Below are 16939 nucleotides of genomic sequence, written 5' to 3' on the forward strand. Positions count from 1 at the left end.
AGTTCAGTCCTGCTCGGGCTCGCCCGCTCCCGTGCCGCCCGCTCCCGTGCCGCCCGCTCCCGTGCCGCCCGCTCCCGTGCCGCCCGCTCCCGTGCCGGCCGCTCCCGTGCCGGCCGCTCCCGTGCCGGCCGCTCCCGTGCCGGCCGCTCCCGTGCCGGCCGCTCCCGTGCCGGCCGCTCCCGTGCCGCCGGTCGCCGTCGCGCGGCTCCCGGGCTCGCTCACCCGCGCCGCCCGCCGCCGCGGTCGTACCAGGCGCAGCCACGCCAGCAGGAGCAGCGCGGCCACCGCGAGGAAGGGCAGCACCGCGCCGAACGCGACGGCGATCCAGCGCAGCATCGTCACGAACGCGTCCCAGCCGCCGGCCAGCGCGTCCACGAACCCCGGATCGTCGTCCTCGGCGGCCGGGGCGACCGGCTTCTGCGACAGGGTCAGGGTGACGGTCGCCAGGCTCGTTCGGTCCTTCAGGGAGGCCTGCTGGGCGAGCAGCGCCTCCAGGTCGGCCTCCCGGCTGCTCAACTCGCCCTCCAGAGCGACCACGTCGCTCAGCTTGGCGGCCCGGTCCATCAGGTCGCGGACCCGGGCGACGCTGGCGCGCTGGGAGGCGATGCGGCTGTCGACGTCGACGACCTGGTCGGTGACGTCCTCGGCCTTCGCCGTGCGTTCCAGGAGCTTGCCCGCGCCCTGGAGGGCGGCGAGGACGTCGTCGTACTTCTCGACGGGCACCCGCAGCACCACCCGGGTCCGCTCGGCGCCGTCCTGGTCCCGGACGGTCGTCTCGTCGCCGATGTAGCCGCCCGCGTTCTCGGTGGTCGTGCGGGCCTCGCCGAGAGCCTTCGGCACGTCCTTGACCTGCACGGTCAGGGAGGCCGTGCGGATGATGCGGTTCGCCGTGAGCTTCGGCGCGGCGGTGGCCTTCGAGCCGCTCGCGCCCGCGCCCTCCTCGGTGTCCTGGGCGGCCCCCGGGTTCCCGGAGGCCGCGTCCGCGACGGCTGCCTTGTCGGCCTTGCCGCCCGCGTCCGTGTCGTCCGCGCCGCTGCATCCGGTGAGCGCGAGCGCGCCGGTCAGCAGGAGCCCGGCCAGGACGTGGGCGGGTCGCGCGGAACGTCGTGCGGAACGTCGTCCTGAGCGTCGTACGGATTGTCGTGTGCTCATGCGGGTGTGCCCCCCGAGGGTCGTGGCGACTGACGCTCCTTCGACGCCCGGGTGGGCCGGGACGTTGGCGGGGATCGGTTCCGAAGAGGTCACGGTCGGGACGCGGGGAGGACACCGGGTCGCGGCGGGAGTGTCAGTGGGGTTTGAGAGAGTGGGGACATGAGCGCAACGGGTACGGGCACGGGGCAGCACGTCGTCGTCATCGGAGCCGGAATCGCCGGGCTGGCCGCGGCCCACCGGCTGCTGGCGCACGGCGTGCGGGTGACCGTGCTGGAGGCGTCCGACCGGGTGGGCGGCAAGCTGCTGCCCGGCGAGATCGCGGGCGTGCGCGTGGACTTCGGCGCCGAGTCGATGCTGGCCCGCCGGCCCGAGGCGGTCGCCCTCGCGCGCGAGGTCCACCTCGACGACCGCCTGCAGCCGCCGGCCACCGCGACGGCCTCGATCTGGACCCGCGGCGCTCTGCGCCCCATGCCCAAAGGCCACGTCATGGGCGTCCCCGGCACCGCGGACGCCCTCGCCGGCGTCCTGTCCGACGAGGGCCTCGCCCGTATCGAGCGCGACGCGGACCTGCCCCGCACGGAGGTCGGGGAGGACGTGGCGGTGGGGGAGTACGTGGCCGCCCGCCTGGGCCGCGAGGTCGTCGACCGTCTCATCGAGCCGCTCCTGGGCGGGGTGTACGCCGGTGACGCCTACCGGATCTCGATGCGCTCGGCCGTCCCGCAGCTCTTCCAGGCGGCGCGCATGCACACGTCGTTGACGCAGGCCGTCCGCGAGATCCAGGCCAAGGCGGCGGCCAACCAGCAGACCGGGCCCGTGTTCATGGGCATCGAGGGCGGCGTGGGCTCCCTGCCGCTCGCGGTCGCCGAGTCCGTCCGGGCCCGCGGCGGCGAGATCCACACGCGCGTGCCGGTGACCGGACTGCGCCGGGAGCCCGCGGGCGGCTGGCAGGTCACCGCGGGGGAGCGGGTGCTGCGCGCCGACGCCGTGGTCGTCGCCGTCCCCGCCCCGGCCGCCGCCGCGCTGCTGGCCGCCGAGTCCCCCGAGGCCGCCGCCGAACTGCGCACGGTGGAGTACGCCTCCATGGCCCTGGTCACCCTCGCCTACCGGCGCACCGAGACCGCCCTGCCCGACGGCAGCGGCTTCCTCGTCCCGCCCGTCGACGGCCGCACCATCAAGGCGTCCACCTTCGCCTCCCAGAAGTGGGGCTGGATCGCCGACCAGGACCCGGGCACGGTCGTGCTGCGCACCTCCGTGGGGCGGTACGGCGAGACGGAGATCCTCCAGAAGGACGACGCCGAAATCGTCGACGTCTCCCGGCACGACCTGCGCGAGGCCACCGGCCTGGAGGCGACGCCCCTCGAAACCCGCGTCACCCGTTGGACGGACGGCCTGCCCCAGTACCCGGTCGGCCACCACGCGCGCGTGGCCCGCATCCGTGAGCACGTCGCGAAGCTCGCGGGCCTCGCCGTGTGCGGCGCGCAGTACGACGGAGTCGGCATCCCGGCCTGCATCGCGAGCGCGTACGCCGCGGTGGACCAGCTCCGCGGCGACCTGAGCGCCGTCCGGGAGCTCACGGCCAACCCGGTGCAAAGTCTGCACGGCGGAGCGGGAGAATGAGAACCATGAGTGACGACGCCCCCACCACCGAGGCCGGCAGGATCCCCAACAAGGGCAAGCTGGCCAAGGACCTCAACGAGGTCATCCGCTACACCCTGTGGTCCGTCTTCAAGCTGAAGGACGTGCTCCCCGAGGACCGCGCGGGCTACGCCGACGAGGTCCAGGAGCTGTTCGACCAGCTCGCCGCCAAGGACGTGACGATCCGCGGCACGTACGACCTGTCCGGCCTGCGCGCCGACGCCGACCTCATGATCTGGTGGCACGCCGAGACCGCCGACCAGCTCCAGGAGGCGTACAACCTCTTCCGCCGTACGCGGCTCGGCCGCGCCCTGGAGCCGGTCTGGTCGAACATGGCGCTGCACCGCCCCGCCGAGTTCAACCGCTCGCACATCCCGGCGTTCCTCGCCGACGAGACGCCCCGCGACTACGTGAGCGTCTACCCCTTCGTGCGCTCCTACGACTGGTATCTGCTGCCCGACGAGGACCGGCGCCGCATGCTCGCCGACCACGGCAAGATGGCCCGCGGCTACCCGGACGTCCGCGCCAACACGGTCGCCTCGTTCTCGCTCGGCGACTACGAGTGGATCCTGGCCTTCGAGGCCGACGAGCTGTACCGCATCGTCGACCTCATGCGCCATCTGCGCGCCTCCGAGGCCCGTATGCACGTCCGCGAGGAGGTCCCGTTCTACACGGGCCGTCGCAAGTCGGTGGCCGAGCTGGTCGCAGGGCTCGCCTGATCAGCTCTTGGGCCGGTCGGCCCGCTCCTTGGACGGGGCCGCCGGTCGTGGTTCCGGGTGCGGTGCGCAGGCCGCGCGCCGCACCGGGAGCCGGCCCTGAAGCAGATACGCGTCGAGGTGGCCGTTGACGCAGGCGTTCGGGCCGCCCGCGATGCCGTGGGCGCCGGAGTCCCGCTCGGTCACCAGCACCGAGCCCGTCAGCCGCCGGTGCATCTCCAAGGCGCCGGCGTAAGGCGCGGCGGCATCCCGCTCGGCGGCCAGGATCAGCGTCGGCGGCAGCTCACCCGGACCGGTCCGCACGTCGAGCGGCCGCTGCCGCGGGGCCGGCCAGAACGCACACGGCAGGTTCGCCCACACGTTGTCCCACGTCTCGAACGGCGCGACGCGCGCGAGCCGCGTGTTGTCGCGGTCCCACACCTTCCAGTCCGTCGGCCAGGACGCGTCGTTGCACTCCACGGCCGTGTACACGGCGTTGGCGTTCTCCGCCTCCGCGGCGGCCTCCGGCACCGGCCCGGCCTGCGCGATCAGCTGCCTCGGGTCGCCCTTCAGGTACTCCGACAGGGCCTGCGCCCGGGTCGGCCAGTAGTCGTCGTAGTACCCGGCCTGCAAGAACGCGCCCTGGAGCTGGCCCGGTCCCACCTTCCCGCCGGCCGGCTTCGCGGCCAGCCGCGCCCGGGCCCGCTCGTAGCTGGCCAGCACGGCCTCCGCCGTGCGGCCGAGGCCGTACACGTCGTCGTGCTCGGCGATCCACTCCCGGAAGTCCGTCCAGCGGCTCTCGAACGCCGCCGACTGGTCGAGGTTGTTGCGGTACCAGATCTGCGCCGGGTCCGGGTCGACGGCCGCGTCGAACACCATCCGCCGCACGTGCGAGGGGAACAGGGTCGCGTAGAGCGCCCCGAAGTAGGTGCCGTACGACGCCCCCATGAACGTCAGCCGTTCCTCGCCCAGCGCGGCGCGCAGCACGTCCAGGTCACGGGCGTTGTTGAGCGAGTTGTAGTGCCGCAGGGCACTGCCCGCCCGCTTCGCACAGCCCTGCGCATACGCCTTCGCCTGCGCGATGCGCTCCCGCTTGTACGCCTCCGAGGGATGGACCGGGGCGGGGGAGGGGCCCTTGAGGAAACGTTTGGGATCCTGGCAGGACAGGGGCGCGGAACGGCCGACCCCGCGCGGGTCGTAGCCGACGAGGTCGTAGGCCGCCCCGATCCGCTTCCACTCCGGCAGCAGCCCGATCAGCGGGAAGTACAGCCCGGAGCCGCCGGGACCGCCCGGGTTGAAGACCAGCGCGCCCTGCCGGGGCACCCGGCGCTTGCTGTTGTGCGGGTCCCGGTGCGTGGCCTGCACCCGGCTGACGGTCAGTGTGATCTGCTTGCCGTTCGGGCGGGCGTAGTCCAGCGGGACGACGACGGTGCCGCACTGCATGCTGCCGGGCAGGTCCTGCGCGTCGGAGCAGTTCCCGAAGTCGACGCCCTGCGCCGCGGCCCGCGCGGCGGCGAGCGCGACGCCCGGAGCGACGCCCGGAGCGACGCCCGGAGCGACGCCCGGAGCGACGCCCGGAGCGACGCCCGGAGCGACGCCGGGGGCGGCGACGGGCAGACCGGGGGCGTTCGGGACGCCGCCCGCCGGGACGGCGGAGAGTGCGGTCAGCAGCAGGGCTCCTGCGGCCGAGTGGAGGGCGGCGGCTCTCATTCGGGTGTCCCTTCGGTGCGCGGCGGCGACAAAAGGGATGTTTGGTTCGGTCGTGGGGGAAGGCAAGCACCATCGGCGGGTGTCGCCGCCAATGCCCCTTGTGCGCCCCCTGGTGGTCGAGCGCGTCCCGTCTCAGTCCCGCCCGAACTGCTCGCGATGCGCGAAGGCCGCCCGCAGGTCCGGCTCACCGACCGCGCGGATCCCGCGTACGGCGACCGAGGTCAGGTACGTACGGTCGTCCCCCGCGCTCCCGGCGCGCCGGGTCAGCGCGCCCAGCAGCCGCTGCCCGGCCGGGGAGGCCCAGCGCGAGTACGGGTGCACCTCGACCCGCGCTATGGCCAGACAGCTCAGGGTGAGGGCGAGGGGCAGCGCGAACCAGAGGGCGACGAGGGTGCGGGGCATGTCGGGGGTGGCGGGGACCAGCAGTGCGGCGGCGCCCAGCGCGAGGACGACCACGGCGGCGACCCGCACCTGCCGTACCCCGGTCGCGACCGTCGTGCGGGTTCCGTCGGGCACCGCCAGGCCGGCGCCGACCAGCCGGTCGGCGAGGCCGCGCACGGCGTCCGCGGCCGCCGCGGCGGCCCGCACCGGCGCTATACGGGACTGCCCCTCCGGGCCGATGGCTCCGATGACCGACCGCTCCATGTCGTCGCGCCCGCACGGGTCCACGACGGTGGCCCAGCCGGTGTGCGCGAGCAGCAGTCGCTGCTGCCGTGCCATGGAGACCATGGTGAGGTCGGCGACCCGGCGGGGGCCGCCGGACAGGAAGGCCGCCTCGTAGAGCGTCAGGTCATGTCCGTGGCCGGCGTTCTCGTCGACCGTCGCCGCACGGACGGCGGCCAGGCACAGGCGTGTGCACGCCGCGCCCGCGACGGCCCATGCCAGCAGCAGGAGAAGCACCCAGACCATGCCGTGTTTCTATGCCAGATGCACCAGGAAACGCCATGCCTTGTTCACTATCCGGACCGAGCGTTGTGGGTATGTGACGTTCCGTTTGTCTTCGTCCGGACCCGGGAGTCGGAGGCGGCCTCAGGAGCCGGGCGGAGGGCTGACCGCGGCCGGCGGCAGTGTGTACGTGGGATACGGCGACGGCGCGACCGGCACGACCCACCCCGGACCGGTCGTCGGGCCGGGCGGGCCGGACGAGGCGGTGAGCGGCGGTGTGCTGCCGGTGGCCATGTCCCGGGCGAGGGCGTCGAAGTCGACGTACCCGGTGGCCTCAAGGATCTTGATGTGGTCCAGCACGGTGGTGTTGGCGTCGTCGGCGAGCTCGCGCACCAGCGAGTTGCGGGTGCTGGCCCGCACCTGGGCGACGACGGAGAACACCCGGCCGTGCGCGAGGCGCAGGAGGTTGGCGAACTTCCAGTCGTACTGCTCGCCCTGCGCCGCGTCGAGTTCGCGCAGCCAGCCCTTCTGCTGGTCGTTGGGCTCGTTGGGCAGGGCGAGGCCCAGTTGGGAGGCGACGGAGCGTACCCGCTCGTCCAGGAAGGTGTGCCCCTCGACGAGGTGCCGGCCCGCCGTCCGCACGGCCTCGGTGGCGCCCTTCGTCTGTGCCTGCTGGCCGGCGGGCAGCTCCCACAGTCCGGCCAGCCGTACCTTGGTGACGAACTCCCGGTCCAGCGCGGACAGCGGCCCGTACTGCGTCGACACGCTCTGCGCGTTCAGCACGTCCACTCCGGTGTCCGAACGGTCGGTGTACGACCAGATCGGGAAGACCAGCGCCGCGAGGGTCGCCGCCAGGCCCGTGAGGATGAGCCCGGTACCGCTGAAGATGCCTCTGCCCTTGATCGGGGGTCGCGGGCGCATGGTGCCTCCTGCTCGCGGCACTGCACGCTAGTGCGCTTCGGTTGCGGGAATTGGCATATTACTCGCCGGTTCCGTCAACCGCCGTACAGGTCTGAAGAGTTGCATAATGGTCATTTCGGGCGATCGGGAGAGCGGAACGGGGCGGCAAAGCGGGGGAAACGGGTGGTAAACGGTTGGGATACGTGGCGCGGACGTCGAGCACTACGAGCGCGACGGGGCAGTGTTAACCCCGGCACATCCGTCACCGTCCGATCAACGACCGCCCCACCCGTCCCACCTGACCCAGCCGTGACGTCGGTCGTGGCGCCGGGCCCGAGCGGTCCAGCCACCAGCGGCGCAGCTCTCGGCGGGACCGGCCCTCCGCCAGCCGTCCGCCCAGCAGCAGTTCCTCGGCGAAGTCGAGGGCGTCCTGCCGGTAGCCGCCGCGCATCGGATGCCCCTGGGCATACGCGACGAACGCGGTTCGGTAACCGTTTCCGAGGATGAGCGGCAGCTCCGGGGCCACCTTCGCCACCACGTCCGCCCGCTTCGCCGCCAGCGCCCGGGCCTGTACGCCGAGCCGCATCCGGTCGAAGCCCTCGGGCGCCGGCGTCCCGGCCACGAGCGCGGACAGCAGAGCCGTCTGCGCGAGGCCGAGGCGCTGGCGGGCCGCCGCCCTGTCGTCGGAGGCGGTCGGTTCCGTCTCCCTGGCGCTCCCCTGCGCACCGCACTCCTGCGCGCCGTGCTCCTGCGCACGACGCTCTTTCGCGCCGCGTTCCACGGCCTTCCTGATCGCGCCCAACTCCCGCTCCAGTTCGGCCGGTTCGGGGAAGTTCTCGTCCCGTTCCAGCAGTACGCCCGGCGGCGACACCCGGGACGCGAGGTCGGTCAGGATGTCGAGGACCGGCCGGGGGACCGGGTGGGCGTGGCTGTCGTGCCAGACGCCGTCCCGCTCGAAGCCGCCCGCGACATGGACGTAGGCGATGGCCTCCAGGGGCAGTTCGGCGAGCGCCTTGGCGGGGTCCTCGCCACGGTTGACATGGTTGGTGTGCAGGTTGGCGACGTCGATGAGCAGTCGTACGCCCGTGCGGTCGGCCAACTCGTACAGGAACTGCCCCTCGGTCATCTCCTCGCCCGGCCACGCGACGAGCGCGGCGATGTTCTCGACGGCGAGCGGCACGGGCAGCGCCTCCTGCGCGATGCGCACGTTCTCGCACAGCACGTCGAGGGCGTCCCGGGTACGCGGTACGGGCAGCAGATGCCCGGCCTCCAGCCGCGGGGACGCTGTCAGGGGGCCGCCCGCGCGGACGAACGCGATGTGTTCCGTGACCAGCGGCGACCCCAGCGCCTCGGCCCGCTCGGCGAGGGCCGTGAGCCGCCCCTCGTCGGGCCGCTCCGCGTCGCCGAGCCCGAGCGAGACGCCGTGCGGGATCACGGTGACCCCGCGCTCGCGCAGCCGCAGCAGGGAGTCGGGCAGATGGCCGGGACACACGTTCTCGGCGACGGCCTCGACCCAGTCGATGCCCGGCATCCGCTCCACGGCGTCCGCGATCTCCGGCCGCCAGCCGATCCCCGTCCCCAGTCGCATCATGGCCCCCGCCTCCTTCGTCCCCCTCAGTGGTGACGGTGGTATGACCCCACCGCCGTCGACCGAACCGCTCGCCACCCGCCTTCAGAGCAACATTTGAGGTTCGGGGGAAGGAGATCAGCGGGCGCGCAGGGCAGGATGCTCCGCGACCACCGTGCAGCTGCCCGGCGCGATCTCGGTGAACCCGGCGTCCCGCACCAGCGGCAGTCCGCTCACCGTCAGCTCACGCCACCGGTCCGTCTCCGCGATCCGCACGGCGAGCGGAAACCCCGCCTCGCGCCAGGCGGCCCGTTCCTCGTCCGACAGTTCCCACCAGGCGAGCTGCGCGCCGTGCCCGGCCTGCGCCATCGCCTTCCCCGCGGACATCTCCACCTCGGGACTCATCCACAGCACGACCGTCCCCGGTTCGACGTCCGCGGGCGGCTCCGGGTCGTCGAAATCGGTTCCGGAAACCTGGAGCTTCGCCAGTTCCTTCGGCCATCCGTCCAACGGCACCGGCGGAAACACCCGCACCTCCGCCGACTTCCCCGTGAGGGTGATCCCCGGCAACTCCCCGGCCCGCCGCCACTCGGCCCCCCGAGCCCGCCGGACGACCTTCCGAATCCGGGCGTCCTGCCAGTCCCGCATGATCTGCGCCCACTCGCCGTCCCCGACGGACCGCTCATCGCTGAGCATCACGAGCACCGCACGAGCGGCGGTCTCCAGAGCGTCGGTACGGGCGGGCGGCGACGCCTTCTCCACCCGCACGACGAGCGGCAACACGAACTGGGGAGCCTGGTCACGGGGGTTCGGCTCGGTCTGGAAGGGACTCTCACTCACAAACGCAGGCTACTGGACCCGCCGAAAGGCCCGGAGCCCAGCATCACCGTCGCCCGCTCGCCGCCCCGATCAGCTCGGAGACCTTGACGAACCGGTATCCCTGTCGGCGCAGCTCCGGCACGATCGTGCGCACCGCCCGCTCGGTCGTCGGCGCGGCGCTGCGGGTGCAGTGCATGACGACGACGGAGCCCGGCTTCACGCCCTCCAGCACCTGACGGGCCACCGCGTCCGCGTCCGTCGCGAACGCGTCCCCGCTCACCACGTCCCACTGCACCGCGGTCACGCCCGTGCCGCTCACCGCGCGCAGCGCCCGCTGGTCGTAGCAGCCGCCGGGGAAACGGAAGTAAGGCATCGCGTTCGGCACCCCGGCCTTGCGGAACGCCGTGTACGCCCGTTCCACGTCCGCCCGCATCCGGTTCGCGGGGACGGTCGGCAGGCCGTAGCAGTCGTCGGTGAACGCGTAGTGGCTGTAGGAGTGGTTGGCGACCTCGAACTGCGGATCGCGGCCGATCGAGCGGGCCTGGTCCGGGTACTCCTCGGCCCAGCGGCCGGTCATGAACACGGTGGCCGGCACCTTCAGCGCGCGCAGCGCCGCGATCAGCCCCGGGTTGTCGAAGTGCTCGCCGGACGCCGCTCTGGCCCCCTGGTCGGCGGTCATGTCGGCGTCGAAGGTGAGGGCGACGGTCTTGTCGGCGGTGCGTGGGGCGTTGCGGAAGACGGGGGTGAGACCGGCCGGACCCGGGGCCAGCGTGGGGGGCCGGGAGGGAGCGCCGGCCTTGCCGGGGGCAGCGGAGGTGTGGGGGGTGGGGGAGCCAGATGCGTGGGTCGGGGAGGTGGGAGAGGTGGAGGAGCTGTGGGCGGGGGCGGCCGGGCGGGCGGCAGGCGGTTCCTGGGCGGCGGTGCCGCAGGCGGCGAGGCCCCCGAGGGCGGTGCCGAGGGCGCAGAGGGCGGCGAAGCGACGAACCGGAGTGATCATCGTATGAATGTATGAGGGGTGGGCCGGTCGCTGTGCGGATATATGACCGCGTCTCCGGCGGCATCACCCGCCCGGGCGCTCGCGCGTTCGGTCGGACGGACACCGTGTTACTCGGCTTTACTCCTCGACGGCCTTCGGCGGAGGCGGCGGCGAGGGCGGCGGCTGTTGCTGCTGGGGAGGTTGCGGAAGCGGTTGCTGGGCCTTTTCCAGGAAACGCAGCAGCTCCACCGGGAACGGCAGGACGAGCGTGGAGTTCTTCTCGGCGGCTACCGCCACGACCGTCTGGAGCAACCGCAACTGGAGCGCGGCGGGCTGCTCGGACATCTGCTCCGCCGCCTCGGCGAGTTTCTTCGACGCCTGGAGCTCGGCGTCCGCGTTGATGATCCGCGCCCGCCGCTCACGGTCGGCCTCGGCCTGACGGGCCATCGAGCGCTTCATGGTGTCCGGCAGGGACACGTCCTTGATCTCTACGCGGTCGATCTGCACGCCCCAGCCGATGGCCGGGCTGTCGATCATCAGCTCCAGGCCCTCGTTGAGCTTCTCCCGGTTCGACAGCAGGTCGTCCAGCTCGCTCTTGCCGATGATCGACCGCAGTGAGGTCTGCGCCATCTGCGAGACGGCGAAACGGTAGTCCTCGACGTTGATGATCGCGGCCGCCGCGTCCACCACCCGGAAGTACACGACCGCGTCGACCCGCACCGTCACGTTGTCGCGGGTGATGCCCTCCTGGGCGGGAATGGGCATCGTCACGATCTGCATGTTGACCTTGCGCAGCCGGTCCACCGCGGGGACGACCATCGTGAACCCCGGCTGTCGGACGCCGCCGCGCAGCCGGCCGAGCCGCAGCACCACCCCGCGCTCGTACTGCTTGACGACCCGTGCGGCCGCCGCCAGATACACGAGGCCCCCGGCGGCGACCGCCGCGGCCGCGCCCAGCAGCTCCTCGAGCATGACGACCTCCTCAGCAAGAGGTCCCTGACAGCCGTTCTGTCTGCTTCTGCAACGATATGCCCGGCGTCCGGTCCGGGGCCACGCGATGGCCTCCGGGCCGGACGGCGAGCGGCGACGGCGCTGCGAGCCGCTTCGGGCGCTACCCGGTCGTAACCGGTTCCGCCGCCTTTACCGGTTCCGTGACCTTCACCGGCTCCGTGCCGACCGCGCTGTGACGCTCGGCCCAGGTCTCCAGGGCCGTACGGCAGGCGTGGTCGAGGTGGTGCAGGCCGGAGAGGTCCAGCTCGACGGGACGGTCCTGCGGGAGGGCCTCCAGGCTGTCGAGGATCTTCGGCAGGCGCAGGAACGTCGCGTTGCCCGACAGATACGCCTGGACGGGTCCCGCGCCCTTGTCGACGACCTCCAGCCGCAGGTGCGAGGCCTCCCACGCGGTCTTGGCGACGGCCAGTGCGAGACCGATGAGGACGCCCTCGAACATGCTGACCGCGACGATCGACACGGCCGTGACGACCAGGATCAGCGCCTCGCCGCGGTGCTCGCGCCACAGCCCCACGATCGCCCGAACGGGCACGAGCTTGGCGCCCGCGTGCACGAGGATGCCGGCCAGCGCCGGGATGGGTATGTACGCCAGCACGTCCGGCAGCAGGGCCGCGAACAGCAGCAGCCACAGCCCGTGCAGCACACGGGACGCCTTCGTCCGCGCGCCCGCCTGAACGTTGGCCGCGCTGCGCACGATCACCGCGGTCATCGGCAGCGCGCCGAGCACTCCGCACAGGGCGTTGCCCGCCCCCTGCGCCATCAGCTCCTTGTCGTACTCGGTGCGCGGGCCGTCGTGCAGCCGGTCCACCGCCGCCGCGCTGAACAGCGACTCCGCGGACGCGATCAGGGTGAACGCGACGATCGTGCCGAGCAGTCCGACGGCTGCCAGATCGCCGAAGGCGGACAGCGGCGGCGGCTGGATGGAACCGAGCAGGCCCTGCACCTCGACGGTGGCCACGGGCAGGTCCAGCAGCAGCGCGGCGAGCGTGGCCAGGCCCACAGCGGCGAGCGGACCGGGCACCGTCCGGACCTTTGCCGGCAACCGCTTCCACAACACCAGCACCGCGATGGTGCCGACGCCGAGCGCGAGCGAGGCCGACGCGTCGGCGTTGCCGACCGCGTCCACGAGCGCCCCGGGCGGCCCGGCGATCTTCTCCAGGCCGGACTCCGGCGCCTTGGCGCCGACCATCGAATACAGCTGACCGGCTATCAGCACCAGGCCGATTCCGGCCAGCATGCCCTCGACGACCGAGACCGAGATGGCCCGGAAGTAGCGCCCCAGCTTCAGGGCGCCCATGGCGATCTGCAGAGCGCCGGTCGCGAGGACGATCACTCCGAGGGCGGGCAGCCCGAACTCCTGCACCGCCTCGAAGACCAGCACGGTCAGACCGGCCGCCGGACCGGACACCTGCAGGCTGCTGCCCCGCATCAGTCCGGTGACGAGGCCGCCGACGATGCCGGTGACGAGCCCGAGCTCGGCCGGCACGCCGGAGGCCACGGCCACGCCCACGCACAGCGGGAGCGCGACCAGGAACACGACGAGCGATGCGGCGAAGTCCTGCTTGAGGTGGGGGAACCTGGATATTCGCTGGGGGGTTTCGTTGGTCATCGCGGCGCTCACAGGGCCTCGAAGCCGTCGGTGTCCACGCGGTGTTCGCGTACGGCGCCGGTGTGCACCTCGTAGTACCAGCCGCGCACCCGCAGCCGGCCGTCGGCCAGCCGCTTCTCCACGCAGGGATACGAGCGCAGCCGCAGCAGTTGGGCGAGCACGTGGTGCTGCACCGCCTGCATGACCGTCGGGTCGTCGGGGTCGGTGGAACCCGGCTCGTCCGCGGCGTGCGCGAGCCAGTCGCGGACGGCGGGGACGCCGTCGAGGTCGTCGCCGCGCACCAGCGCGCCGACGGCGCCGCAGTGCGAGTGGCCGCAGACCACGACGTCCTGGACGCCGAGGACCTCCACGGCGTACTCGATGGTGGCCGCCTCGCCGGTGGGGCGGTCGGAGACGTACGGGGGCACGATGTTGCCCGCGGTGCGCAGCTCGAAGAGCTCGCCGGGGCGGGCGCCCGTGATCAGGGCGGGAACGACCCGCGAATCGGAGCAGGTGATGAAGAGCACCTGCGGGGACTGGCCTTCGGCGAGTTTGGCGAACTCCTCAGGGCGCTGTCCGAACGTACGGGCGTTGTCGATGAGGGGCTGCATGACGTGGTGACTCCTCCTGGCGCGCCGTGGGGGCGCGTCGGATGTGCAGGACACAGGACAGGTGGGGGAACTGCTGCTGCGCTCTGCTCTCTCAGCAGCGGAAGACCTGAAGTGCCGCCGGAGAGTGGGCCGTCGAGGATCTCGACGAGCGGTGATAGGGGTCGCCGGGCCGGGCCGGCTGGTGCTCGGCCGCGGGATCCTGCGCCAGCAGCGCGCGCTCGGGCTCCTGGGGCGCCGAGGCGGCGGGGGCGGAGGTGGCCGCGCGGTGACGCTCGCGGGTGCGCAAGGGGTCGGCCGGGCCGGCGGGGCCGCCGATGGGGGTCCCCCCGCTCGAGCCCGTTCGAGAGCGGGGGAGGTCGCAGTCGCGCAGCGTGGCGATCTCGTCGCGCTTCGACTTGGCGGACAGCTTGATTCCGGGCTGGGTCTTGGCCTCGGCCTGACGCACTGTGTGCGCGTGTGCGAACGATGACGTGGGAGCGAAGAAAGGGAGGGCGAGCAGAACGGCGGCGAGCATCGCGATCACGGCCCGGGTCGTCGTACCTCGGAACATGCGCCTCCCTCCGAACCGTTCGCTCTTCTAGCCCAGACCAACTATTGGTCAACGACTGGTCAAGAAACACGTTAACCCTGCGAAGTTGTTTGCAGGGTTAACTCGGCGTTTCGAGTTGAGGTGCGCCTCAAAAGCGAGGGGTGGGTGGCGCGAACCGACTCTTGACCTGGCGGCCAAGATCGACTAGTGGGACTCTACGATTCGGCCGGCGTCGCGGGCCAGCGCGGTGAGCCGGGAAATCGCGCGGAAGTACTTCTTGCGGTACCCGCCGTTCAGCATCTCCTCGCTGAACAGCCGGTCGAAGGGCAGCCCGGAGGCCAGCACCGGGACCTCGCGGTCGTAGAGCCGGTCGGCCAGGACCACGAGCCTGAGGGCCGTGGACTGGTCGGGCACCGGCTGCACGTCCGTGAGACAGACCGCCTTCAGGCCATCCGTGAGCGCGCCGTAACGGCTCGGGTGGACCTTGGCGAGGTGTTCCAGCAGATGCGGGAAGTCGTCGAGCGAGGAGCCCTCGGTGGCGTACGCCGTCTTCGCCACCTGTTCGTCGGAGTACGGCGCCGGCGCTTCGGGCAGGCCGCGGTGGCGGTAGTCCTCGCCGTCGATGCGCAGCGCCCGGAAGTGCGCCGACAGGCCCTGGATCTCGCGCAGGAAGTCGGCGGCCGCGAACCGGCCCTCGCCGAGCTTGCCGGGCAGGGTGTTGGAGGTGGCGGCGAGCGCGACGCCCGCCTCGACCAGCTTCCCGAGCAGCGTGGAGACGAGAACGGTGTCGCCCGGGTCGTCCAGCTCGAACTCGTCGATGCACAGCAGCCGGTGCCCGGAGAGCGTCCGCACCGTCTGCTGGAAGCCGAGGGCGCCGACGAGGTTGGTGAGCTCGACGAAGGTGCCGAACGCCTTGAGGGCGGGCTCGGCCGGGGTGGCGTGCCACAGGGACGCCAGGAGGTGCGTCTTGCCGACGCCGTAGCCGCCGTCGAGGTAGACGCCGCGGGGGCCTGCGGGCGCCTTGGCCGCCTTCGCCCTGCCGAAGCCGAACAACCCCCGTTTGGCGGCGCCCGTGGCGTGCGCCCCGCCGAGTCCGGCCGCGAAGCCCTCCAGGACGCCGACCGCCTCGGTCTGGCTGGGCTGGTTCGGGTCCGGGATGTACGTGCTGAAACGGACCGAGTCGAAGCGCGGCGGCGGCACCATCTCGGCGACCAGCCGGTCCGCGGGGACGTGCGGCTGACGGGTGCAGAGGGACGCCGGGGCCGCGTCGGCTATCGGGCCGACGTTGGGGGCGGGGGAGGAGGACGACACGGTTCCCCATGCTACGGGGCGTGCCAGACTGCCTGGCATGCGACGGCTGTTCCCTGTGACCGACCAGACAGTGACGACCGACTCCGGCGGGAAGCCGCTCGAGGCCCCCGGCGAGCTCGGGACCTCCGGCGCGGGCGGCCACGCGGCGGCGGACCGCGAGTGGAGCCTCGACGAGCTCGCCGACGCCTACGCCTACCCGGAGCCGGGCCCCGGGGAGCCGCGGCCCTGGCTGCGCGCCAACATGGTGTCCACGCTCGACGGCGCCGCCCAGCACGACGGGCGCTCGCAGCCCATCTCCACCGCGACCGACATGCGGATCTTCGGCACGCTGCGGGGGCTCGCGGACGTGGTGGTCGTCGGCGCGGAAACGGTACGTCTGGAGGGTTACCGCCCCGCACGCGCGCGTGCCGAGTTCGCGGGGCGGCGTGAGGCGGCCGGGCAGGGGCCCGCCCCGGCCGTAGCGGTGGTCACCGCCAGTCTCGACCTGGACTTCTCGCTCCCGCTCTTCACCTCGCCGCTGGTGCCCACCCTGGTTCTGACGGGCGCCGCGGCGGCCCCCGACAGGGTCGCGACCGCGCAGCAGGCGGGCGCGCAGGTGGTGATCGCCGGTGACGGCATGGGCGTGGACCCGGCCCGGGCCGTGGAGGCCCTCGCCGGACTCGGGCACACCCGGCTGCTGACGGAGGGCGGGCCCCGGCTGCTGGGGCAGTTCGTCGCCTCCGGGGTGCTCGACGAGCTCTGCCTGACCGTCTCGCCGATGCTCACCGTCGGCGACGCGCAGCGGATCGCGGGCGGGCCGTCGGTCGCGGTTCCGCAGCGGTTCGTCCTGGCGTCCCTCCTGGAGGAGGAGGGTTTCCTGTTCACCAGGTATCGAAGGCCGTGATGCCGGAAACACGTTCCATCGTCACCGATGGCCCTGAAAACGACGGAATCAGTCGTTCCGCTTAGCTTCCGAAGGGCACACTGAATCTCGCAGTCCCCGTGCGAGCACGGGGAAGGATGGTTTCCGCAGGGCCGCGAACGGCCCACGGAGGAGAGAGGGCCACGGGGGTCCTCGAAGGAGAATGGGGCGCTGGTGTTCACAAGCGTTTTGATGATCGAGAAGGCCCTGACGTCCGCCGACGTGGAGTTCGTCAGCACCTTGCACGGGGACGAGCCGGTCTCCTTCCACGTGCTGCTCCAGCCGCGGGGCGACCAGGCGGACCGCTTGCTGCGGGCCATCGACGACGTCGCTCTCGGCGAGCTGGACGAGGCGGCGCGGGAGCGCGAGACACCGGAGGGGGAGGAAGCGAAGGGCTTCGGCGAACGGGCGCTCGAGGTGTCCCTGCAGGCGTTGCACGCGGCGGGCAACGAGGCGGTGGGGAGCCTGGTCGAGGACCATCCGCTGGACGCGCTGAAGTCTCTGGTGGGGGAGGTGGGGGCGGACGAGGTGATCGTGCTGACCGATCCCCACTACGTGGAGGAGTTCTTCCACCGGGACTGGGCGTCCCGGGCTCGGCACCGGGTGGGGGTGCCGGTGCTGAAACTCTTCTCACACAGCAAGGCATAGG

At 72.5% G+C, this 16939-nt stretch carries 16 protein-coding genes; 4 read left to right on the forward strand and 12 right to left on the reverse strand.

Features of this window, described 5'->3' with window-relative positions:
- Window positions 1-3 precede the first annotated feature (3 nt).
- Complete coding sequence (locus ACIBAF_RS30265) at window positions 4-1152, reverse strand: DUF4349 domain-containing protein (protein ID WP_399467261.1); 1149 nt, start codon at window positions 1150-1152, stop codon at window positions 4-6.
- 159 nt (window positions 1153-1311) lie between these two features.
- Between ACIBAF_RS30265 and hemG the strand changes: the two genes are divergently transcribed.
- Window positions 1312-2769: a protoporphyrinogen oxidase gene (gene hemG, locus ACIBAF_RS30270; RefSeq protein ID WP_399467262.1), complete on the forward strand. Its 1458-nt coding sequence runs from the start codon at window positions 1312-1314 to the stop codon at window positions 2767-2769.
- A gap of 5 nt (window positions 2770-2774) precedes the next feature.
- Window positions 2775-3506: a hydrogen peroxide-dependent heme synthase gene (gene hemQ, locus ACIBAF_RS30275; protein WP_399467263.1), complete on the forward strand. Its 732-nt coding sequence runs from the start codon at window positions 2775-2777 to the stop codon at window positions 3504-3506.
- Here the strand turns inward: hemQ and ACIBAF_RS30280 are convergent, their stop codons facing one another.
- The 11 genes from ACIBAF_RS30280 to zapE form a co-directional block, all read right to left on the reverse strand.
- Window positions 3507-5192 carry an alpha/beta hydrolase gene (locus tag ACIBAF_RS30280; protein WP_399467264.1) on the reverse strand — a complete coding sequence of 562 codons (1686 nt, stop codon included), beginning with the start codon at window positions 5190-5192 and terminating at the stop codon, window positions 3507-3509. It abuts the gene before it with no gap.
- 132 nt (window positions 5193-5324) lie between these two features.
- Window positions 5325-6101 carry a TIGR04222 domain-containing membrane protein gene (locus ACIBAF_RS30285; protein WP_399467266.1) on the reverse strand — a complete coding sequence of 259 codons (777 nt, stop codon included), beginning with the start codon at window positions 6099-6101 and terminating at the stop codon, window positions 5325-5327.
- Window positions 6102-6221: 120 nt separating this feature from the next.
- Window positions 6222-6998, reverse strand: coding sequence for a DUF4142 domain-containing protein (locus ACIBAF_RS30290; RefSeq protein ID WP_399467267.1), 777 nt, complete (start codon window positions 6996-6998; stop codon window positions 6222-6224).
- A 241-nt stretch (window positions 6999-7239) separates the two neighbouring features.
- Window positions 7240-8568, reverse strand: coding sequence for a DUF692 domain-containing protein (locus tag ACIBAF_RS30295; protein WP_399467268.1), 1329 nt, complete (start codon window positions 8566-8568; stop codon window positions 7240-7242).
- Between the two features lie 114 nt (window positions 8569-8682).
- Complete coding sequence (locus ACIBAF_RS30300) at window positions 8683-9384, reverse strand: peptidyl-tRNA hydrolase (RefSeq protein ID WP_399467269.1); 702 nt, start codon at window positions 9382-9384, stop codon at window positions 8683-8685.
- A gap of 43 nt (window positions 9385-9427) precedes the next feature.
- Entirely contained in the window at window positions 9428-10360 is a 933-nt protein-coding gene (locus ACIBAF_RS30305) for a polysaccharide deacetylase family protein (RefSeq protein ID WP_399467270.1), read from the reverse strand.
- Between the two features lie 117 nt (window positions 10361-10477).
- The gene (locus tag ACIBAF_RS30310) at window positions 10478-11311 is read right to left on the reverse strand and encodes a slipin family protein (RefSeq protein WP_399467272.1); all 834 of its coding nucleotides are present in this window, start codon (window positions 11309-11311) and stop codon (window positions 10478-10480) included.
- Window positions 11312-11450: 139 nt separating this feature from the next.
- The gene (locus ACIBAF_RS30315) at window positions 11451-12959 is read right to left on the reverse strand and encodes a SulP family inorganic anion transporter (protein ID WP_399467274.1); all 1509 of its coding nucleotides are present in this window, start codon (window positions 12957-12959) and stop codon (window positions 11451-11453) included.
- A gap of 8 nt (window positions 12960-12967) precedes the next feature.
- Window positions 12968-13549, reverse strand: coding sequence for a carbonic anhydrase (locus tag ACIBAF_RS30320; RefSeq protein WP_399467276.1), 582 nt, complete (start codon window positions 13547-13549; stop codon window positions 12968-12970).
- A 91-nt stretch (window positions 13550-13640) separates the two neighbouring features.
- Window positions 13641-14099 (reverse strand): hypothetical protein, encoded by a 459-nt coding sequence (locus ACIBAF_RS30325; RefSeq protein WP_399467278.1) that lies wholly within the window; start codon window positions 14097-14099, stop codon window positions 13641-13643.
- Between the two features lie 183 nt (window positions 14100-14282).
- Window positions 14283-15389, reverse strand: coding sequence for a cell division protein ZapE (gene zapE / locus ACIBAF_RS30330; RefSeq protein ID WP_399467279.1), 1107 nt, complete (start codon window positions 15387-15389; stop codon window positions 14283-14285).
- Window positions 15390-15426: 37 nt separating this feature from the next.
- On the opposite strand from zapE, the gene ACIBAF_RS30335 reads away from it, so the two are divergent.
- Together ACIBAF_RS30335 and ACIBAF_RS30340 are read left to right on the forward strand one after the other, a co-directional pair.
- Window positions 15427-16272 carry a pyrimidine reductase family protein gene (locus ACIBAF_RS30335; protein WP_399467281.1) on the forward strand — a complete coding sequence of 282 codons (846 nt, stop codon included), beginning with the start codon at window positions 15427-15429 and terminating at the stop codon, window positions 16270-16272.
- Between the two features lie 192 nt (window positions 16273-16464).
- A complete protein-coding gene (locus ACIBAF_RS30340) occupies window positions 16465-16938 on the forward strand; it encodes an indole-3-glycerol phosphate synthase (protein WP_399467283.1) in 474 nt (157 codons plus the stop codon).
- Window position 16939 lies beyond the last annotated feature (1 nt).

This window comes from Streptomyces sp. NPDC051677 (assembly GCF_044453465.1).
GTDB lineage: Bacteria > Actinomycetota > Actinomycetes > Streptomycetales > Streptomycetaceae > Streptomyces.

Coding starts and splice junctions, on each gene's coding strand:
- ACIBAF_RS30305 (WP_399467270.1), bottom strand. CDS start 10,360: ATGATCACTCCGGTTCGTCGCTTCGCCGCCCTCTGCGCCCTCGGCACC.
- ACIBAF_RS30280 (WP_399467264.1), bottom strand. CDS start 5,192: ATGAGAGCCGCCGCCCTCCACTCGGCCGCAGGAGCCCTGCTGCTGACC.
- ACIBAF_RS30325 (WP_399467278.1), bottom strand. CDS start 14,099: ATGTTCCGAGGTACGACGACCCGGGCCGTGATCGCGATGCTCGCCGCC.
- hemQ (WP_399467263.1), top strand. CDS start 2,775: ATGAGTGACGACGCCCCCACCACCGAGGCCGGCAGGATCCCCAACAAG.
- ACIBAF_RS30320 (WP_399467276.1), bottom strand. CDS start 13,549: ATGCAGCCCCTCATCGACAACGCCCGTACGTTCGGACAGCGCCCTGAG.
- hemG (WP_399467262.1), top strand. CDS start 1,312: ATGAGCGCAACGGGTACGGGCACGGGGCAGCACGTCGTCGTCATCGGA.
- ACIBAF_RS30285 (WP_399467266.1), bottom strand. CDS start 6,101: ATGGTCTGGGTGCTTCTCCTGCTGCTGGCATGGGCCGTCGCGGGCGCG.
- ACIBAF_RS30335 (WP_399467281.1), top strand. CDS start 15,427: ATGCGACGGCTGTTCCCTGTGACCGACCAGACAGTGACGACCGACTCC.
- ACIBAF_RS30295 (WP_399467268.1), bottom strand. CDS start 8,568: ATGATGCGACTGGGGACGGGGATCGGCTGGCGGCCGGAGATCGCGGAC.
- ACIBAF_RS30315 (WP_399467274.1), bottom strand. CDS start 12,959: ATGACCAACGAAACCCCCCAGCGAATATCCAGGTTCCCCCACCTCAAG.
- ACIBAF_RS30290 (WP_399467267.1), bottom strand. CDS start 6,998: ATGCGCCCGCGACCCCCGATCAAGGGCAGAGGCATCTTCAGCGGTACC.
- ACIBAF_RS30310 (WP_399467272.1), bottom strand. CDS start 11,311: ATGCTCGAGGAGCTGCTGGGCGCGGCCGCGGCGGTCGCCGCCGGGGGC.
- ACIBAF_RS30265 (WP_399467261.1), bottom strand. CDS start 1,152: ATGAGCACACGACAATCCGTACGACGCTCAGGACGACGTTCCGCACGA.